Origin of the sequence: Microlunatus antarcticus, assembly GCF_014193425.1 — a bacterium.
Classification (GTDB): Bacteria; Actinomycetota; Actinomycetes; order Propionibacteriales; family Propionibacteriaceae; genus Microlunatus; species Microlunatus antarcticus.
The window spans coordinates 96,927-112,560 of the sequence record NZ_JACHZG010000002.1 but is presented as its reverse complement, the minus strand read 5'-3'; the positions used below and the strand labels follow the sequence as shown (position 1 = coordinate 112,560).

The 15,634-nt window shown below is 74.4% G+C and carries 14 protein-coding genes; 5 read left to right on the top strand and 9 right to left on the bottom strand.

Annotated elements, in window-relative coordinates:
• Positions 1-31: 31 nt before the first annotated feature.
• The 4 genes from FHX39_RS18410 to FHX39_RS18395 all read right to left on the bottom strand — a co-directional run bounded on the left by FHX39_RS18410 (position 32) and on the right by FHX39_RS18395 (position 4,723).
• Entirely contained in the window at positions 32-721 is a 690-nt protein-coding gene (locus tag FHX39_RS18410; RefSeq protein ID WP_183341895.1) for a hypothetical protein, read from the bottom strand.
• 160 nt (positions 722-881) lie between these two features.
• Positions 882-2,393 (bottom strand): glycosyltransferase family 2 protein, encoded by a 1,512-nt coding sequence (locus FHX39_RS18405; protein ID WP_183341893.1) that lies wholly within the window; start codon positions 2,391-2,393, stop codon positions 882-884.
• 252 nt (positions 2,394-2,645) lie between these two features.
• Positions 2,646-3,554 (bottom strand): 1,4-dihydroxy-2-naphthoate polyprenyltransferase, encoded by a 909-nt coding sequence (locus tag FHX39_RS18400; RefSeq protein ID WP_183341891.1) that lies wholly within the window; start codon positions 3,552-3,554, stop codon positions 2,646-2,648.
• Complete coding sequence (locus FHX39_RS18395; protein WP_332836973.1) at positions 3,551-4,723, bottom strand: AMP-binding protein; 1,173 nt, start codon at positions 4,721-4,723, stop codon at positions 3,551-3,553. Before FHX39_RS18395 ends, FHX39_RS18400 begins: the two co-directional genes overlap by 4 nt.
• Positions 4,724-4,765: 42 nt before the next feature.
• Here FHX39_RS18395 and FHX39_RS18390 point away from each other — a divergent pair, with 42 nt between their 5' ends.
• The 3 genes from FHX39_RS18390 to FHX39_RS18380 all read left to right on the top strand — a co-directional run bounded on the left by FHX39_RS18390 (position 4,766) and on the right by FHX39_RS18380 (position 7,913).
• Positions 4,766-5,767, top strand: a complete 1,002-nt coding sequence (locus FHX39_RS18390) for an o-succinylbenzoate synthase (protein ID WP_183341889.1) — start codon at positions 4,766-4,768, stop codon at positions 5,765-5,767.
• Positions 5,760-7,385, top strand: a complete 1,626-nt coding sequence (gene menD / locus FHX39_RS18385; protein WP_183341887.1) for a 2-succinyl-5-enolpyruvyl-6-hydroxy-3-cyclohexene-1-carboxylic-acid synthase — start codon at positions 5,760-5,762, stop codon at positions 7,383-7,385. The genes FHX39_RS18390 and menD overlap by 8 nt, the downstream gene beginning before the upstream one ends.
• A gap of 66 nt (positions 7,386-7,451) precedes the next feature.
• The gene (locus tag FHX39_RS18380) at positions 7,452-7,913 is read left to right on the top strand and encodes a group II truncated hemoglobin (RefSeq protein WP_183341885.1); all 462 of its coding nucleotides are present in this window, start codon (positions 7,452-7,454) and stop codon (positions 7,911-7,913) included.
• Positions 7,914-7,941: 28 nt separating this feature from the next.
• On the opposite strand, the gene FHX39_RS18375 is transcribed toward FHX39_RS18380, so the two are convergent.
• From FHX39_RS18375 to sigK, 4 genes are all read right to left on the bottom strand, one after another.
• Complete coding sequence (locus FHX39_RS18375; RefSeq protein ID WP_183341883.1) at positions 7,942-9,771, bottom strand: TM0106 family RecB-like putative nuclease; 1,830 nt, start codon at positions 9,769-9,771, stop codon at positions 7,942-7,944.
• Positions 9,768-10,493, bottom strand: coding sequence for a demethylmenaquinone methyltransferase (locus FHX39_RS18370; RefSeq protein WP_183341881.1), 726 nt, complete (start codon positions 10,491-10,493; stop codon positions 9,768-9,770). Before FHX39_RS18370 ends, FHX39_RS18375 begins: the two co-directional genes overlap by 4 nt.
• A gap of 74 nt (positions 10,494-10,567) precedes the next feature.
• Positions 10,568-11,407 (bottom strand): anti-sigma factor, encoded by an 840-nt coding sequence (locus tag FHX39_RS18365; RefSeq protein WP_183341879.1) that lies wholly within the window; start codon positions 11,405-11,407, stop codon positions 10,568-10,570.
• On the bottom strand, positions 11,404-11,970 hold the full coding sequence (sigK, locus tag FHX39_RS18360; protein WP_332836972.1) for an ECF RNA polymerase sigma factor SigK: 567 nt from the start codon (positions 11,968-11,970) through the stop codon (positions 11,404-11,406). Before sigK ends, FHX39_RS18365 begins: the two co-directional genes overlap by 4 nt.
• A 255-nt stretch (positions 11,971-12,225) precedes the next feature.
• Between sigK and FHX39_RS18355 the strand changes: the two genes are divergently transcribed.
• On the top strand, positions 12,226-12,870 hold the full coding sequence (locus FHX39_RS18355) for an ABC transporter ATP-binding protein (RefSeq protein WP_183341875.1): 645 nt from the start codon (positions 12,226-12,228) through the stop codon (positions 12,868-12,870).
• Entirely contained in the window at positions 12,867-14,516 is a 1,650-nt protein-coding gene (locus FHX39_RS18350) for a DUF6297 family protein (RefSeq protein WP_183341873.1), read from the top strand. Before FHX39_RS18355 ends, FHX39_RS18350 begins: the two co-directional genes overlap by 4 nt.
• Before the next feature lie 75 nt (positions 14,517-14,591).
• Here the strand turns inward: FHX39_RS18350 and FHX39_RS18345 are convergent, their stop codons facing one another.
• The gene (locus tag FHX39_RS18345) at positions 14,592-15,623 is read right to left on the bottom strand and encodes a zinc-dependent alcohol dehydrogenase family protein (protein ID WP_183341871.1); all 1,032 of its coding nucleotides are present in this window, start codon (positions 15,621-15,623) and stop codon (positions 14,592-14,594) included.
• Positions 15,624-15,634 lie beyond the last annotated feature (11 nt).

Here is a 15,634-nt window from a genome sequence, read left to right as displayed (position 1 = left end):
CGCCTCGCGAGGGGCTAGGGGCGGACGCGGCTCAGGACGCGCTGGGCAGCGGGGTCGGGGTCGCGCTCGGGGCCGGGGTCGGCGTGGCGGGGGTCGCCGGGACGGGGCTGTTGATGGCCACGGTGACGGTGTCGGTGGTGACCTGCTTGGAGTAGGTCTTCGACTTCGGCTTCGACGGGGCCAGCAGCTGGTAGGTGAAGGTCAGCGTGACCGACTGGGCGCCCTCGGGCACCGCGGGGACGGTGAAGACGTTGCCGTACGAGTTGGGCTTCTTGATCAGGTAGCCCGGGGAGACCGTGGCCTGGTCGACGATCGGTGCCGGCGAGGCCAGCGGGCCGTCCGGACCGGTCACGTCGATGCGCACGTCGACCTCGGCGAGGTAGATGTCCTGCTTGTAGCCCTCGGGGAAGTCCGCGGTGAGCGACAGCGTCAGCGGCTTGTTCGCCTCGGGCGTCCACTGGGCCATCGGCATGTTCGAGTAGTAGACGGTCTTGAGCTCGATGGCCCCGGCGTCCAGCGTGTGCTTGGCGACGCCGCGGCTCAGGTCGTTCTTGACCTTGGCGCGCACCGGGGCCGGGGCGGGGGTGACGACCTCCGGCGTGGGCACGGCGACCGGGGTGGCGGTGGTGCTCGCGGCCTCCCAGGGCGGGGTGCTGCAGCCGGCGGCGACGAGGAGGGCAGCGGCAGCGGCGGCGGCCGAGAGCGGGCGGCGGATCTTCATCGGGATCTTCTTCCGGGGGTTCGGGGTTCGGAGGTGCTGTGCGGGGGGAGCGGACGGCCGGCGGTGAGCCCGACGAGCCGGAGTCTGACACCGCCCGCATCTCGACGCAGGGGATCTGCGGAGATGCGGGCGGCTCTTACTGAGCCCAGGGAGGGGGGGCTCAGACCTTGTAGCCGCGCTCGCGGCGGAAGAGCTTGCCGAGCATGACCACCGTCTGGGCGATCGTGACGACGTAGAGGGCGGGCCAGCCGAGCCACAGGATCGAGGTCTGGATCAGGACCGGCAGCTGGAACCAGGTGTAGCCGAGGACCAGGAACGAGACGGCGAGGACGATCAGCGGCATGAGGTGCGAGTTGCCCGAGCCGCGCTCGGCCTTGGCCTGCTCGGCCCAGTTGTCGACCTTGACGCGGGAGAGGAACTTGGCCCAGGCCCGGACGAAGTGGCCGGCGCGCAGCCACATGTAGATCTCGGCGGGGACGCCGGTCGCGGCGAAGAGGACGTCGCGGGCGTTGCGGTTCTTCATGGAGAAGGCGATGCGGACGTTCAGCAGGATCGCGACGACCGGCGGGATCAGCCAGATCGGCGAGAAGACGAAGGCGTGGATGCTGAGCGAGAAGACGAGCAGGACGAGGAAGGCGATGCGGGTGAAGATGTTCGTCGCCATGCCGAAGTTCTCGGCCCAGCGGAGCCGCAGGTTCGGGTGGAAGGGCTGGCCCTTCGTGTCGCCCCGCTGGCCCGGCCACATCAGGTCGATGGCGCCGTAGTTCCACTTGACCTGCTGGCCGTCGAGCGAGCGGACCGTGGTCATCCCGCCGACGTCGGCGCGGGCCTGGGCGGAGATCTTGGTGAGGTAGCCGGCCGACTTGATCTGCAGGCTGAGCAGCGAGTCCTCCACCTCGGAGTCGTTGACCCAGGGGGTCTTCTGGTGGTTCTCGGCCATGACCGCGCGGAGGGCCTTCATCGAGAAGATCGAGCACTGCCCGCCGAGGACGGCCATGTTCCGGCCGCGGAGCATGTTCTGCATGTTGAAGGCCGCGAACTGGGTGCGCTGGCCGGCGATGAGCAGCTTGGCGACGAGGCCCTTGAGGTTGGTGTCGTCGATCGAGTAGATCGCCGAGATGCCGCCGATCCGGGTGTCGGAGACGATCTCCTGCTCGAGCTTCTCGACCGCGTTCGGCGCGAGCACCGTGTCGCCGTCGACGCCGAGCAGGTAGTCCGCGTCCTGGATCAGGGCGAAGCCGTAGTTGAGGGCGCCGACCTTCTTGTCCGGGTTCTGGCCGATGTCGTGCACGAAGACCTCGGTGCGCTGGCGCTTCTGGCCCTTGGCGACCTTCGGGCCCTTGTGCAGGCCGGCGAAGGGGGCGGCCAGCGCGAAGGTCTCGTCCTTGGTGTTGTTGACGATCAGGTGGATCTCGTCGGGGAGCCGGGTCTGGGCCAGCAGGCCGCGCAGCACGTCCTCGATCGACTCGGCCTCGTTGTAGGCCGGGATGATGACGCCGATGCGCGGGCGGTAGGTCGGCAGGGCCTCGATGTCGGCGAGGTGCTGGTGCAGGTAGCGCGAGAGGGATGCGTCCGACTCGGTCTCCGGAGCGGCGACCGGGGCCACCGGGGCGACGACCTCGTCGGTCTCGTCGGTGTCGGCGTCCTGCGGAAGCTCGAAGAAGGTGCTCATCGGGGGTGTCTCCTCGGGGTCTGCCAGCCCTGTGCTGACATCCACAACATTGAGACTTCAACCTTCAGGCTCTGCTCAGACAAGTGCGGTCTTCTCCCAGCCTTTCCTCAACGGAAAGGCTTGACGCTTCAACTCTCCTGAGGTTGCCCGGGAAAACTTGAGGAAGCGCAGAAACGTCTCAGCATCCCCGCGACACCGGTGTCAGCGTGGGGCTGAGGCCGTACGGAGAGCCGCTCCGGGCCGGTGTCGAGGTCAGGCGAGGACGAGGGCCAGCGCGCTGAGCACGGCGGCCAGGAGCTCCGCGCTCCCGGTCGCCTTGAGGACGCCGATGAGGTCGCGGCCCACGGCCCCGGCCAGGACCGCGCGGCAGGGCCGGACCAGGAGCAGCAGCGGCAGCAGCCCGACCAGGGCCCAGGGCGTCGTGAGCGCCGCGACGCCGCCGAGCCCGAGGGCGCCCACGGCCACGAGGGCGACGTAGAAGGAGCGCGTGCGCCGGTCGCCCAGGCGGGTGGCCAGGGTGAGCTTGCCCGTCGCGGCGTCGCCGCGCAGGTCGCGGAGGTTGTTGGCCACGAGGATCGCGGTCGTCAGCGCGCCGACCCACACACCGGTCAGGACCAGGGCGACGCTGATGCGCCCGGTCTGGACGTAGCCCGTCCCGCACACGGCCACCAGCCCGAAGAACACGAAGACGAACGCCTCGCCGAGTCCGCGGTAGCCGTACGGGCGCCGGCCGCCGGTGTAGTACCAGGCGGCCAGCACCGACGCGGCACCGACGGCCAGGAGCCACCAGTGCCCGGTGAGCACGACCAGCACGAGGCCGGCGACCGCGGCGACGCCGAAGGAGGCGAAGGCCGCGGCGCGGACGGCGGCGGGTCGTGCCAGCCCGGAACCGACCAGGCGGAGCGGGCCGACGCGGTCGGCGTCGGTGCCGCGGATGCCGTCGGAGTAGTCGTTGGCGAAGTTGACCCCGACCTGCAGGGCGAGGGCGACCACGAGGGCGAGCACGGCGGCGACCGGTCGTGCCCCGCCCTCGAACGCGGCGAGGCCCGTGGCGGCGGCGACCGGCGCCACGGCGGCGGGCAGGGTCCGGGGACGCGCACCCTCCAGCCACTGCCCCGCGGTGGCGCGGGCGGCGGGGGTCTGGTCTGCGTGCGCGGTCATCGTGCGTCCTCTTCCTCGATCAGGTCGGTCTGCAGCCGCCGGCGGTCGACCTTGCCGCTGCCTGTGCGGGGCAGGCGGTCGAGGACGACGAGTCGGCGCGGGGCCGCGTACGAGGGCAGCTCGGCGCGCACCCAGCTCCGGAGCCCGGTCGACGTCGCACCGGTGTCGAGACCGGTGTCGACGACGGCGACCACCTCGACGCCCCACTGCGGGTGCGGGACGCCGACGACGGCGAGCTCGGCGGTGCCCAGGTCCGGCCAGGCGCGGGCCCGGGCCTCCACGGCGGCGAGGTCGACGTTGTGACCACCGCTGACCACGACGTCGTCGGTCCGGCCGAGCACCCGCAGGCGTGCGGTCACGTCGGAGCGATCCCAGCGGGCTCGGTCGGCGGTGCGGAGCCGACCGTCCACGAGCGCCTCCGCCGTCAGGTCGGGCCGGCCGCGGTAGCCGGAGAACAGGACCGGTCCGGCGATCGAGACCCGTCCGCCGTCGGGGTCGTCGCCCTCCACCCGCACGTCGACGCCGTCGAGGGGGACGCCGTCGTAGACGCACCCGCCGCAGGTCTCGCTCATCCCGTACGTGGTGACGCACCGGACGCCGGCGGCCCGGGCCCGTTCCAGGACCGTGGGGTCGACAGCGCCGCCGCCGACGAGGACGGCGTCCAGCGAAGCCAGGGCGTCGACGAGCGCGGGCCGTTCCAGCGCGCGGACGAGCTGGGTCGGGACGACGGACAGGTACCGGCGCCCGCTCGGCAGGTCGCGGCCGACCAGGTCGGACAGGTCGCGTTCCAGGTGCACGACGGACGAGCCGGCCAGGTGTGCGCGGGCCAGGACCATCAGCCCGGCGACGTGGTGGGCCGGCAGCGGCAGGAGCCAGTGGCCGGGGCCGCCGAGCCGGGCGTGGGTCGCCTCCGCTCCCGCGCGGATCGCGGCGGCGGACAGCACGACCGCCTTGGGCTCGGCCGTGGAGCCGGAGCTCAGCACGACGACCGCGGCGTCGGCGTCGGCGGGCTCGGCCAGCCGGAGCGCCTGGAGCGCACGGGCCCGTTCGACGGGCTCGGGGGGCAGCGGCGCGACGGGGGCGCCACCGTCGAGCGCGGCGCCCACAGCGGCCGCGAGATCGGCCTCCTCGACCGCGCGCAGCAGCGTCGTCGTGCTGCCCGGGCTCACCGAACCAGCCTAGGTCGTGGGGGATGGGGGAGACTCCACGTCGTGACGAGCGCGCCCACCGACCCGACGGCATCCGGCGAGGTGCGCGGGTACAGCCTGGCGATGCCGGTGCGGTTCCGCGGGCTGACGCAGCGCCAGGGGCTGCTGTGGCGTGGGCCCGCGGGGTGGGCCGAGTGGAGCCCGTTCCTGGACTACGCCGGCGCGGAGCTGGTGCCCTGGCTGCGCGCCGCGGACGAGGCGGCGGAACAGGGCTGGCCCCACGCGGTCCGCAGCGAGGTACCGGTCAACTGCACCGTGCCGGCGGTCGGGCCCGAGCAGGCGTACGCGATCGTCGCCGCCTCCGGCTGCGCCACGGCCAAGGTCAAGGTCGCCGAACGCGGCCAGACGCTGACCGATGACCTCGCCCGCTGCGAGGCGGTGCGGGACGCTCTCGGTGCCGACGGCCACCTCCGGGTCGACGCCAACGGCGCCTGGGACCTCGAGGCAGCCGAACGTGCCGTTCGAGCCCTCGACCGCTTCGACCTCGAGTACGTCGAGCAGCCGTGCCTGGCCGTGGAGGACCTGGCCGCGCTCCGGGTCCGGCTCGCCCGCGCCGGCCGCCCCGTCCTGGTCGCCGCCGACGAGTCCATCCGCCGGGCCGAGGACCCCTACCGGGTCGTCGCGCTCGACGCCGCCGACGTCGCGGTGCTGAAAGTCGCGCCGCTCGGCGGGGTGCGGGCGGCCCTCGAGGTCGCGGAACGGATCGGGCTGCCCGTGGTCGTGTCGAGCGCCGTGGAGACCTCGGTGGGCCTGGCGGCCGGGGTGGCGCTGGCCGCCGCGCTGCCCGACCTCCCGTACGCGTGCGGCCTGGGCACCATCGGGCTGCTGGCCGACGACGTGGTGACCGAGCCGTTGCGCCCGGTCGGCGGGATGCTCCCGGTCCGGCCGGTCGTCGTCGACGAGGAGCGGCTCGCCGCGTCCGCGATGACCCCCGAGGACGCGCACGCCTGGCGGGACCGGCTGGCGCAGACCCGGGCCCTGACGTCGGAGGCGGCCCGTGCCTGACGCGGGCGCGCTGGCCGGCACCCTGGTCGCCGCGCTCCTGGCCGGCGGCGTGCGCGAGGTCGTCCTCGCGCCGGGCTCCCGCAGCGCTCCGCTCGCGCTGGTGCTGTGGGCGGCCGACCGGCGCGGTGCGCTGCGGCTGCACGTCCGCATCGACGAGCGGGGGGCGGGGTTCCTCGCGCTCGGCCTGGCGAAGGCCTCGGGCCGCCCGGTCGCGGTCGTCACCACCTCGGGCACCGCCGTGGCCAACCTCCACCCCGCCGTCCTCGAGGCCTGGCACAGCCACGTCCCGCTCGTCGTCGTCAGCGCCGACCGGCCGGCCGCGCTGCGTTGGACCGGCGCCAACCAGACGACCCACCAGCAGGGGCTGTTCACGAGCCACGTCCGCGGGAGCGCGACGGTCGCGGAGGCGGGGAGCGCCGCGTACGAGGTCGGCCGTCTGCTCGCCGCCGCCACCGGCGTACGGAGCCGGCTGCCCGGGCCCGTGCACCTCGACGTCGAGCTGGACGACCCGCTCGTGCCCGACCCGGACGCCCTCGAGGGCCCGCTGCCGGAGGTCGTGCTGACCGACGTGCGCCCGGCGGGCCCGTCGGCGCCGCTCACGCTGGACCCCGGGCTGCGCACGGTCGTCGTCGTCGGCGACGCGCCGCCCGTGCTCGGCCGGACCTGGGCGGCCCGCGCGGCCGAGGCCTCGGTGCCGCTGCTGGGCGAGGCGTCGAGCAACGCCCGGTCCGGGCCGGCCGCGTTCAGCACCTACCGCCTCCTGCTCACGGGCCTGGCCGCCGACGTCGAGCGCGTCGTCGTCGTCGGCCACCCCACCCTGTCGCGCCCGGTGAGCTGGCTGCTCGCGCGGACCGACGTGGAGCTCGTCGTCGTGACCCCGTACGCGGACTGGCCCGACCCGGGGCGTTCCGCGACGACCGTGACCGACGACGTCGCCCTGCCGGTCCCGGGCGCCGTCGAGCGGGACTGGTTCGCCCGCTGGCGGACGGCCGAGGAGTCGACCCGCGCCCGCCTGGACGCGCTGCTGGCCGGGTGGCCGGGCCTCACCGGTCCCGAGGTCGCGCAGGTCGTGCTGGCGTCGCTCGGGGAGTCCGACGCGCTGCTGGTCGGCTCGTCCAACCCGGTTCGCGACCTCGACCTCGCGCCGGTCGGGCCCGAAGGCCCCCCGGTCTACGCCAACCGGGGCCTCGCGGGCATCGACGGCCTCGTGTCCACGGCCGTCGGGATCGCCTGGGGCTCGGGGTCCCCGGTCACCGCGCTGCTCGGCGACCTGACCCTGCTGCACGACGCCTCGGGTCTCGTGGTCGGTCCGCTCGAGCCCCGGCCGGACGTCCGCCTCGTCGTGGTGAACGACGACGGCGGCAGCATCTTCACCACCCTCGAGCAGGGCGCCCCGGCCCACGCGCGGTCCTTCGAGCGCGTGTTCGCGACGCCGCAGGGCGTCCGGCTCGAGGGGCTGGCGCAGGCCGCGGGACTGCCGTACCGCCTGGTCACCACGGCCGAGGACCTACGCCACGCGTTGGCGGTGCCGCCCGCCGGGATCGAGCTGGTCGAGGTCCGGCTCGACCGTTCGCGCGGGCGGGAGCTCGACGAGGCGCTCCGCGGTCTCGTCGGCTAGCGCGCGAGCCCGTTCCTGCCGGACGAAGACCTGGCGCGTCGGTTGTAACGGTGTAATCATGCTGGTATGGCTGAGCCGACGCTGGTCCAGTGGGCCGGCGGCCCGCCCGCTCTCCGCGCCCTGATCGAGGCGTTCTACGACCGGGTGGAGGCCGACGAGCTGCTCGCCCCCTTCTTCCCGGGCGGCGTCACCGCCGAGCACCGGGAGCACGTGACCGACTGGTGGGTCGAGGTCTTCGGCGGTCCGGATACGTACACGGGCGAGCGCGGCGGCTACGAGGCGATGCTCGCCCACCACCGCGGGCTCGGCATCACCCCGGAGCAGCGCCACCGCTTCGTGTCGCTGATGAGCCTGGCGGCGGACGACGCCGACCTGCCGTCGGACCCGGAGTTCCGCTCGGCCCTGCTCGCCTACGTCGAGTGGGGCACCCGCCTGGCCATGGCGAACTCGCAGCCGGGGGCCGCCGTCGCCGAGCACGCCCCCGTCCCGCGGTGGGGGTGGGGCGTCGCGCCGCCCTGGACGGGCTAGGCATCCCTCCCGACGAGCGCAGAGGCGGCTAGGTCTGGTCGCGCAGCCAGGCCCGGACGTGCCGCGTGGCGAGGACGTCGTCCTCGTTGTACGCGAGCACCCGCGCCTCCGCCACGGCCCGGATCTCGGGGTCCGGACCGTGCACGGCGTCGGCGAACCAGCGCTGCGAGTTGAGGCCGCCCGGGTCGTCGTCGCGCCAGGCGAACCCGGCGTGCGCCGCGACGAGCTTGAGACCCAGCCCGCTCACGCCGAACCAGTGCTCCTTGACGACGTCGAGCAGGTCGACGAAGCCCTCCCGCGCGTACGCCGAGGCCCAGGCGAGGACGGGATCGCCGGAACGTCGCGCGAGGGCGTCGATCTGGGTCGGCTCGTACCCGCTGTAGTGGTAGACCGCCACGCCGTCCGGGCCCTCGGCCTCGACCAGCGCCAGCAGCCAGGTGAACGCCTCCACGGCCAGGGCGGTCTCCGCCTGCTCGTCCAGGTCGCGGAACGCGGCGAACGCCACGTACTCGCCCTCCGCCGCCGGGGCCGCACCGGCGTGTCCTGGCCGCTCGACCCAGAACCCCCACAGGTAGACGCGGCCCTCGGCCGAGCTCTCGATGTCGAGGTCGACCTCGACGCCGGCCCCGCGCACGTCGATCGGCCCCGACGTCTCACGGACGAAGGGCACCCCGCCCACGAGCAGCCGCGCGCGCCGGGCGGCGGTCCGCACACGGGACTCGGCGTGGCTGCGGCGGGGGACGCGCTCCAGGTACGCCGGGAGCAGGGCGTCGAGGTCGGCACCGGCGAGCGTGGTGACGGTCCCCGTGCCGAGGTCGCGGAGCGCCTCGACCTCGGTCCGGTCGAGGGCGCCGCGGTCGATGCGCAGGCTGACGTCGTCGTCGTCGAGGCGCGCGCGGCACGTCGGCCACCAGGCGCAGGTCGGGCACTCGCGGACGACGACCGGCTCGAGGAGCGGCTCGCCGCGGCGTGCGGCCTCGGCGACCGCCAGCCGCCGGGCGAAGGCGGCGTCGTAGCGCTCGAGCGCGCTCTCCAGGCGGTAGCCGCCGGCGACGTCCGGGTCGTAGGTCCGCAGCAACGGCTCCTCGAGGTCGCACCACGACACCGTCGGGTCCGTGTCGTCCCTGCCGGTCGGGGGGTCCGTGCCGACGAGCCCGCCCCACGCGGTCGCGGCGCCGAAGCCCGCCGCCTGCAGGAGCCGGTGGTGGTGCGCCAGCTGGCGCAGGTCGCGTTCCTCGGAGCGGAGCCGCAGGGCCAGACCGGGCCGGCGCCGGAGCTCGACCGGCGAGGGCCGCGCGAAGGACGTCCAGGGCAGCCCGGGGACCTCGGCGCCCTCCTCGGCCGGGGTGGTGGTGGTGGCGGTCAGCACCTTGTGCCAGACGACCAGGACCGGGTGGTAGGTCGGGTGGCCGTCGGGACCGTCGGCGCCCCGGACGAGCAGGTCGGGCGCGCCGCTGCGGTGCCCGGCGAGGTCGAGCGGCAGGACGCCCCCCACCACCACGTCCACGCCGTCGGCGAGCGCCGACCGGGTGGCGGCCGCCTGGACCTCGGGCCCGTCCGCCGCGAGCAGCCTCAGGTCGACGACCCGGCCCGTGCACCGGGCGATGAGCCGCTCCAGCACCACGGCCTCGTGCCGCCGGGCGGCCTCGGCGCGGAGGGCGAGCGGGTCGTCGGGCGCGGCGGGCACCACCACGCGCGCGGGGACGTGCGGGTCGAAGCGGTGCTGGGTCTTGACCGGGCAGCTGCGCGCCGCCCAGGCGTCGAGGACGAGGGCCCGGCTCGGGGCGGGCGGGGTGGTCGGGGCCGACGCGCCGTCCGTCCGGTCCGGGGCGAGCGGCAGCGGGGCGCAGGTGGTCATCGCACCGCCCGGTGCAGGGCGACGATCCCGCCCGAGAGGTTGCGCCAGGCGACGTCTCGCCAGCCGGCGGTCGTGATCCGTCCGGCGAGCCCGGCCTGGTCGGGCCACGCGCGGATCGACTCCGCCAGGTAGTGGTACGCCGCCGGGTTGGACGACACGACGGAGGCGATCCGGGGCAGGGCCGCCATCAGGTACTCGGTGTAGACCCGGCGGAACGGGGCCCACGTCGGGGCGGAGAACTCGCAGACCACGAGCCGGCCGCCCGGTCGGGTCACCCGCCGCATCTCGGTCAGCGCCGCCTGGGTGTCCTCGACGTTGCGCAGCCCGAAGGAGATGGTCACCGCGTCGAAGACGCCGTCGCCGTACGGCAGCTGCAGCGCGTCGGCGGCCACGAACGACAGGGCGGGTCGGCGCTGCTTGCCCACGCGGAGCATGCCGAGCGAGAGGTCGGTCGGGACCACGGTGGCGCCGGCGAGGGCGAACGGCTCGCTCGACGTCCCGGTGCCGGCCGCCAGATCCAGCACCCGTTCGCCGGGCCGGGCGTCGACCGCCTCGAGGACCGCACGACGCCACGCCCGGTCCTGCCCGAGGGACAGCACGTCGTTGGCCAGGTCGTAGCGCGCGGCCACGTCGTCGAACATCGAGGAGACGTCCGTACGCCGTTTGGCCAGGGTGGCCCGGGCACCGGCCCGAGCCGGGGTAGCGCCTGCGTCGTCGACCATGGGAGGAACTCTGGCACGGGGCTCCGACAGAACGGGGCGAGTCGTGCCCGGGCGGTCGGAGGAGGGAGCAGGCGTCAGATCGTGACGGCGCCGAGCACCTCCGTCGTGGGTGCCTGCGGCGCCGTGCCGGTGGGCTCGATGTTGATGGCGAGCGCGGTCGAGTCGGAGACCGGGCCGGTGAAGAGCTGGACCTGGTTGGTCCCGCCCGGCAGCGTGGCGTCGGGCCGGACGACGGTGTCGCCCTTCAGCGTCCACAGGTGGTACTCGTTCCCGGCGCCGGGCGACGGGAGGTCGGCGCTGACGAACGCCGCGCGGTTCTGCTCCTTGGACACCACGAAGGACACCTCGGTGCCGTCGATCAGCTTGGTCCGACGGATCCGCGCGTCCGGCGCGGCGAGGAGCGCCGGGTCGACCTGCGGGGGCTGCGGCGTCTGCGTGACCTGGGGCTCGGCGACCTGGGGCTGCTGCGCCTGGCGCACGAGCGAGATGGCCACCCCGCCCAGCGCGAGGGCGACGACCGTGACCGCCGCCACGAGGACCGAGAGGACGCGGGCCCGACGGCTCACCCGACGCAGGGCGAGCTCGTCGACGAGCGGGCTCGCGGCGGTGTCCGCGACCACGGGCGGGTCGTCGACCTCGACGGGATCGACCGAGGCGAGGGCGCGCCGGGGGCGGCCCGGGAGCGGCGGCAGCTGCTCGACGTCGGCGATGCCGGCGAGGACGGAGGCGCGCAACGACGGCGGCAGCGGCGGGGCCGCCGACGACAGGACGAGGAACGACGCGGTCTCGCTGAGCTCGGCGACCTCGGCGGTGCAATCCGCGCAGCCGGACCGGTGGGCCTCGAACGCCTCGCGCTCGGTCGCGTCGAGGGCGTCGAGCGCGTACGCGGCGGCGTCGTCGTGGATCTCGCTCACGACTCCACCTCCAACACGTTGCGCAGACTGATGAGGCCGTCACGGATCCGGGTCTTGACCGTCCCGAGGGGCAGCTTGAGCCGTTCCGCGACCTGGCTCTGGGTGTAACCGCCGAAGTACGCGAGCGTCAGCGCCTCCCGCTGGATCGGGGTCAGCGCCTCGAGGCCCTTGCGGACGCGCTCGGCGTCGAGCCGCTCCGACACGCCTTCCCAGACGTGGTCGACCTCGCGGCCGGGCTCCGCCCTGGCGTAGTGCTCGTCCCGGGCCACCTCGCTCGTCACCGAACGTACGCGGTCCACCGCACGGCGATGGGCCATCGTCGTGATCCAGGCCGTCACCGACCCCTTGGTCGACTCGAAGCGCGTCGCCTGGCGCCACACCTCGGTGTAGACCTCCTGCGTCACCTCGGCGGCGTGGTCGGCCGAGCGCAGCACGCGCCAGATGACGCCGTACGTGCGGGTCGAGGTCGCGTCGTAGAGGCGGGCGAAGGCCTCTGCATCACCGCGGGACACCCGGTGCACGAGCTCGGCGAGGTCGGCCGCCTCCTGTGCCCGGTCCGGCACCGCGGGGGTCTCTGCAGCGCGCGCCGAAGGACCGGAAGGCTCCGGTCCGTCAGCGGCGACGTACAGATTCACGCGGCGACCGTACCCCGGCCGGAGGCGGAACGCGTGGGTTGCGGGCGCGAAAAGCACGGCTGACATGCCTGACGACCTCCCCCGAGCTCGAACGGCCGGTGACCGTCGGTCGGGCTCGTCGGGAACAGTTCGGCGGCCGCGTCGACAAAGATTGGTCTGGCTGCACTGAGGCACACTTCTCCGGTGGCCAAACGCGCGACCGTGCTCAAGGTGACCGGCCTGCGCCGTGCCTTCGGACCCAACACGATCTTCGACAAGTTCAACCTCGAGGTCCGGGCCGGGGAGGCGATCGCGCTGACCGGGCGCAACGGTGCGGGCAAGTCGACGCTGCTGCGCTGCCTGGTCGGGGCCGACCGGCCCGACGAGGGCACCATCGAGGTCTGCGGCAACCCGATGTCCGAGACGGACCCCCAGGTCCGCCGCGACGTCGCGACGGTCATCGACGACCTCGACTTCTTCCCCGACCTGTCGGTGGTCGAGCACCTCGACCTGCTGGCCCGGGCCCACGGGATCACCGACCCGGACGCCCAGGTCGACGAGGTGCTCGAGGAGGTGCAGCTGGTCCCCCAGTCGGGCCAGCTCCCCGGGACCCTGTCCTCCGGCCAGCGCCGGCGCCTCGCGCTCGCGACCGCCTTCGTCCGTCCCCGCCGGCTGCTGATCCTCGACGAGCCCGAGCAGCGCCTCGACGTCGAAGGTGTCGGCTGGCTCTCGCGCCGGCTCCAGGCCGAGCGGCAGCAGGGCCTGGCGATCGTCTTCGCCAGCCACGAGCCCACCCTGGTCGAGAGCGTCGCGACCCGCACGGTCACGCTCGGGGCCCCGCGCGGATGAGCTCCACCGAGCTCGACGAGAACGACGGGCCCGACCTGCCCGAGCCCCCCGTCCTGCCGACGGCGTCGACCCGCGAGCTGCGCGGGCTGATGAAGGACTGGCGCCGCGGCCGCGCCACCCGCAACCTGGGGCAGGCGCTCAGCGACGCGTACGTCGCCGTCATCGCCGCGCTGATGATCGGCGCGATGACGGTCAACGTCATCCTCAAGGCGCAGCGCGTCGTGGCCGGCTGCGACAGCGCCTCCTGCCTCTCCGCGCGGGCGCTGCTGCCCTGGGCCGCGGTGCTCGCCGCGGTCGCGACCGCGCTGGCCGTCGCCCGGCTGTTCGGGCCCGTGCTCGCCTCGGCGGCCGAGGGGTTCTGGCTGCTCGACGCCCCGATCTCGCGCTCCCGCCTGCTGCGGTCCCGGCTCGTGGCCGCGCTGGTCGGGTCCTTCGTCGGCGGCGCGCTGATCGGCGGGCTCGTGTCCCTGCTGACCGGGTCGCCCGCGGTCGAGGCGGCCGTCTGGGCCGTCGCCACCGGCGTCGCCGCCTCCGCCGCGGTCGCCGCCGCGGCCGCGCAGCAGGGGCGCGAACGTCACAAGCTCAGCCGGGCCGCCTCGTTCGTGTTCGGCGTCCTGGCCGTGGTCGCCCTCCTCGGAGTGGTCGGGGTGGCTGCCGACCGGCTGACCTTCTCCCTCACCACCAGCCTGGGCACCGAGATCGGCGGCGCCGTCGCCGCGCTCGCGCTCGTCGTCCTGCTCGTCGCCGGCGGGCTGGCCGTCTCGCGGCTCGCGTCGATCCGTCGTACGCGGCTGGTCAGCGGCGGTTCGCTGGTCCGGGGCATCTCGGGCGCGTTCTTCGCCCTCGACATCGGCCTGGCCCGCGACATCGTCGTGCAGCGCCGGACCATGGAGATCGGCCACGTGACGCCGAAGCGGGGTCGCGGCGAGGGGCTGCAGGCCCTGACCTGGCGCGAGTGGCAGCGGCTGCGACGTTTCCCGCAGCCCCTGATCGGCTGGGCCGGGACGCTCGTCGTGCCGTACGCCTCGGAGGCCCTCGGCCTCAGCGCCGTCACCCCGGTGTTCGGTGCGTTGGCCCTCTTCGGGGCGATCGTGCCGATGCTGAACGGGCTGCGCGTCCTCACGCGCTCGGGCGGCCTCGCGCGGTGCCTGCCCTTCTCGATGGCGCAGATCAAGATGTCCATGGTCACCGCCCCCGCCATCCTGGCGGCGGTCTGGGCCGTGCTCGTCGCCCCCGCCTTCGCCGGCGTGGCCACCGGCGGCGCCGAGCGCCCGCTGGGCACCGCGTCGCTGATGGCCGTGGCCACCGCGGGCGCCGGTCTGCTGGCCGCCATCCGCTGGACCCAGGCCAAGGGCGTCGACTTCAGCAAGCCGATGGTCTCCACCCAGGCGGGGGCGCTGCCCCCGGGGCTGGTCACCAACCTGTTCCGCGGCTTCGACGTCTGCCTGCTGGCGACCGCGCCGATGCTGCTCGGCTTCTCCCCGCTCTGGTCGCTCGCCATCGAGGCGATCACGGCGGTGGTGCTCTTCAACTCCTTCGACGCCGACTCGATGCGCGCCCGGCAGCAGGACGCCCAGCGGCAGCTCGACCTGCAGAAGCGCGAGCGCGAGGCCCAGGCCACGACGGCCAAGCAGCGCAAGCGCTAGTCCCTCACGCAGCAACGGCTCGACCTGTGCACCGATGTCGGTGCACAGGTCGACCCGTTCTGGGTCGGACCAGGCTCAGGGGACGAGCGCGACCTTGCCGGCCCGTCCCTGCGCCGCCAGCTTGTACGCGGCGTCCGCGTCGTCGATCCCGAAGCGGTCGGTGACGATGACCTCGGGGTGGAGGTTCCACACCGGCAGGCGCTCGACCAGCTCGCGCATGTGCTCGAGGCTGGTGACCCACGAGCCGATGATCGTGATCGAGGGGTGGATGAGGGTCGGGCTGACCTCGTCGACGGTGAGGCCGTTGCCCTCGCCGACCAGGACCATGCGGCCCCGGGCGCGAAGGAGGCTGATCGCGGTGGCCCGGCCGGGACCGCTGCCGGAGCAGTCGATGGCGACGTGCGCGCCGGCCCCGAGGACGTCCAGCGCGTCGGCGGCCCGGTCGGGGGCGTACGCGGCGTCGACCGCGCCGAGCTCGAGGGCGAGCTCGCGTCGCTCGGGGCTGGGGTCGATGCCGATGCGCGGGGTGGCGCCGAGCTTGCCGCCGAGCAGGCCGGCCGCGAGACCGACGGGCCCGAGACCGACGACGGCGAGGCTGTCCCGGCCGCTCACGTTGGCGCGGATCAGGCCCTCGTACGCGGTGCCGAAGCCGCAGGCGACGCAGGCGCCGTCGAGGAACGTCACGAAGTCGGGCAGCACGACGCAGTCGCGCTCCTCGGTGAGGATCAGGTCGGCGTGGCCGCCGTCGCGCTGCCACCCGTACGCGGCGCGCTTCGGGGAGGAGCAGCTGATCTGGTAGCCGCGCACGCAGTCGTCGCACTGGCCGCAGCCGCTGATGTGGTAGACGCAGACCCGGTCGCCGACCTTCAGCCGGACCGGGTCGGGGCCGACCGCGACGACCTCGCCGGCGGGCTCGTGCCCGGCCACGACGTCCTGGTACATCTCGGCCGGGTCGCCCTGGAGGTGCTCGCGGTAGATGGCGCGGATGTCGGAGCCGCAGATGGTCGACGCCTTCATGGCCAGCAGCACCTGACCGGGTCCGGGGACGGGGTCGGGGACCTGCTTGATGTCGACGTCGGAGTGGCCGGGCAGGTAGACACCGCGCACGGGACGAGCCT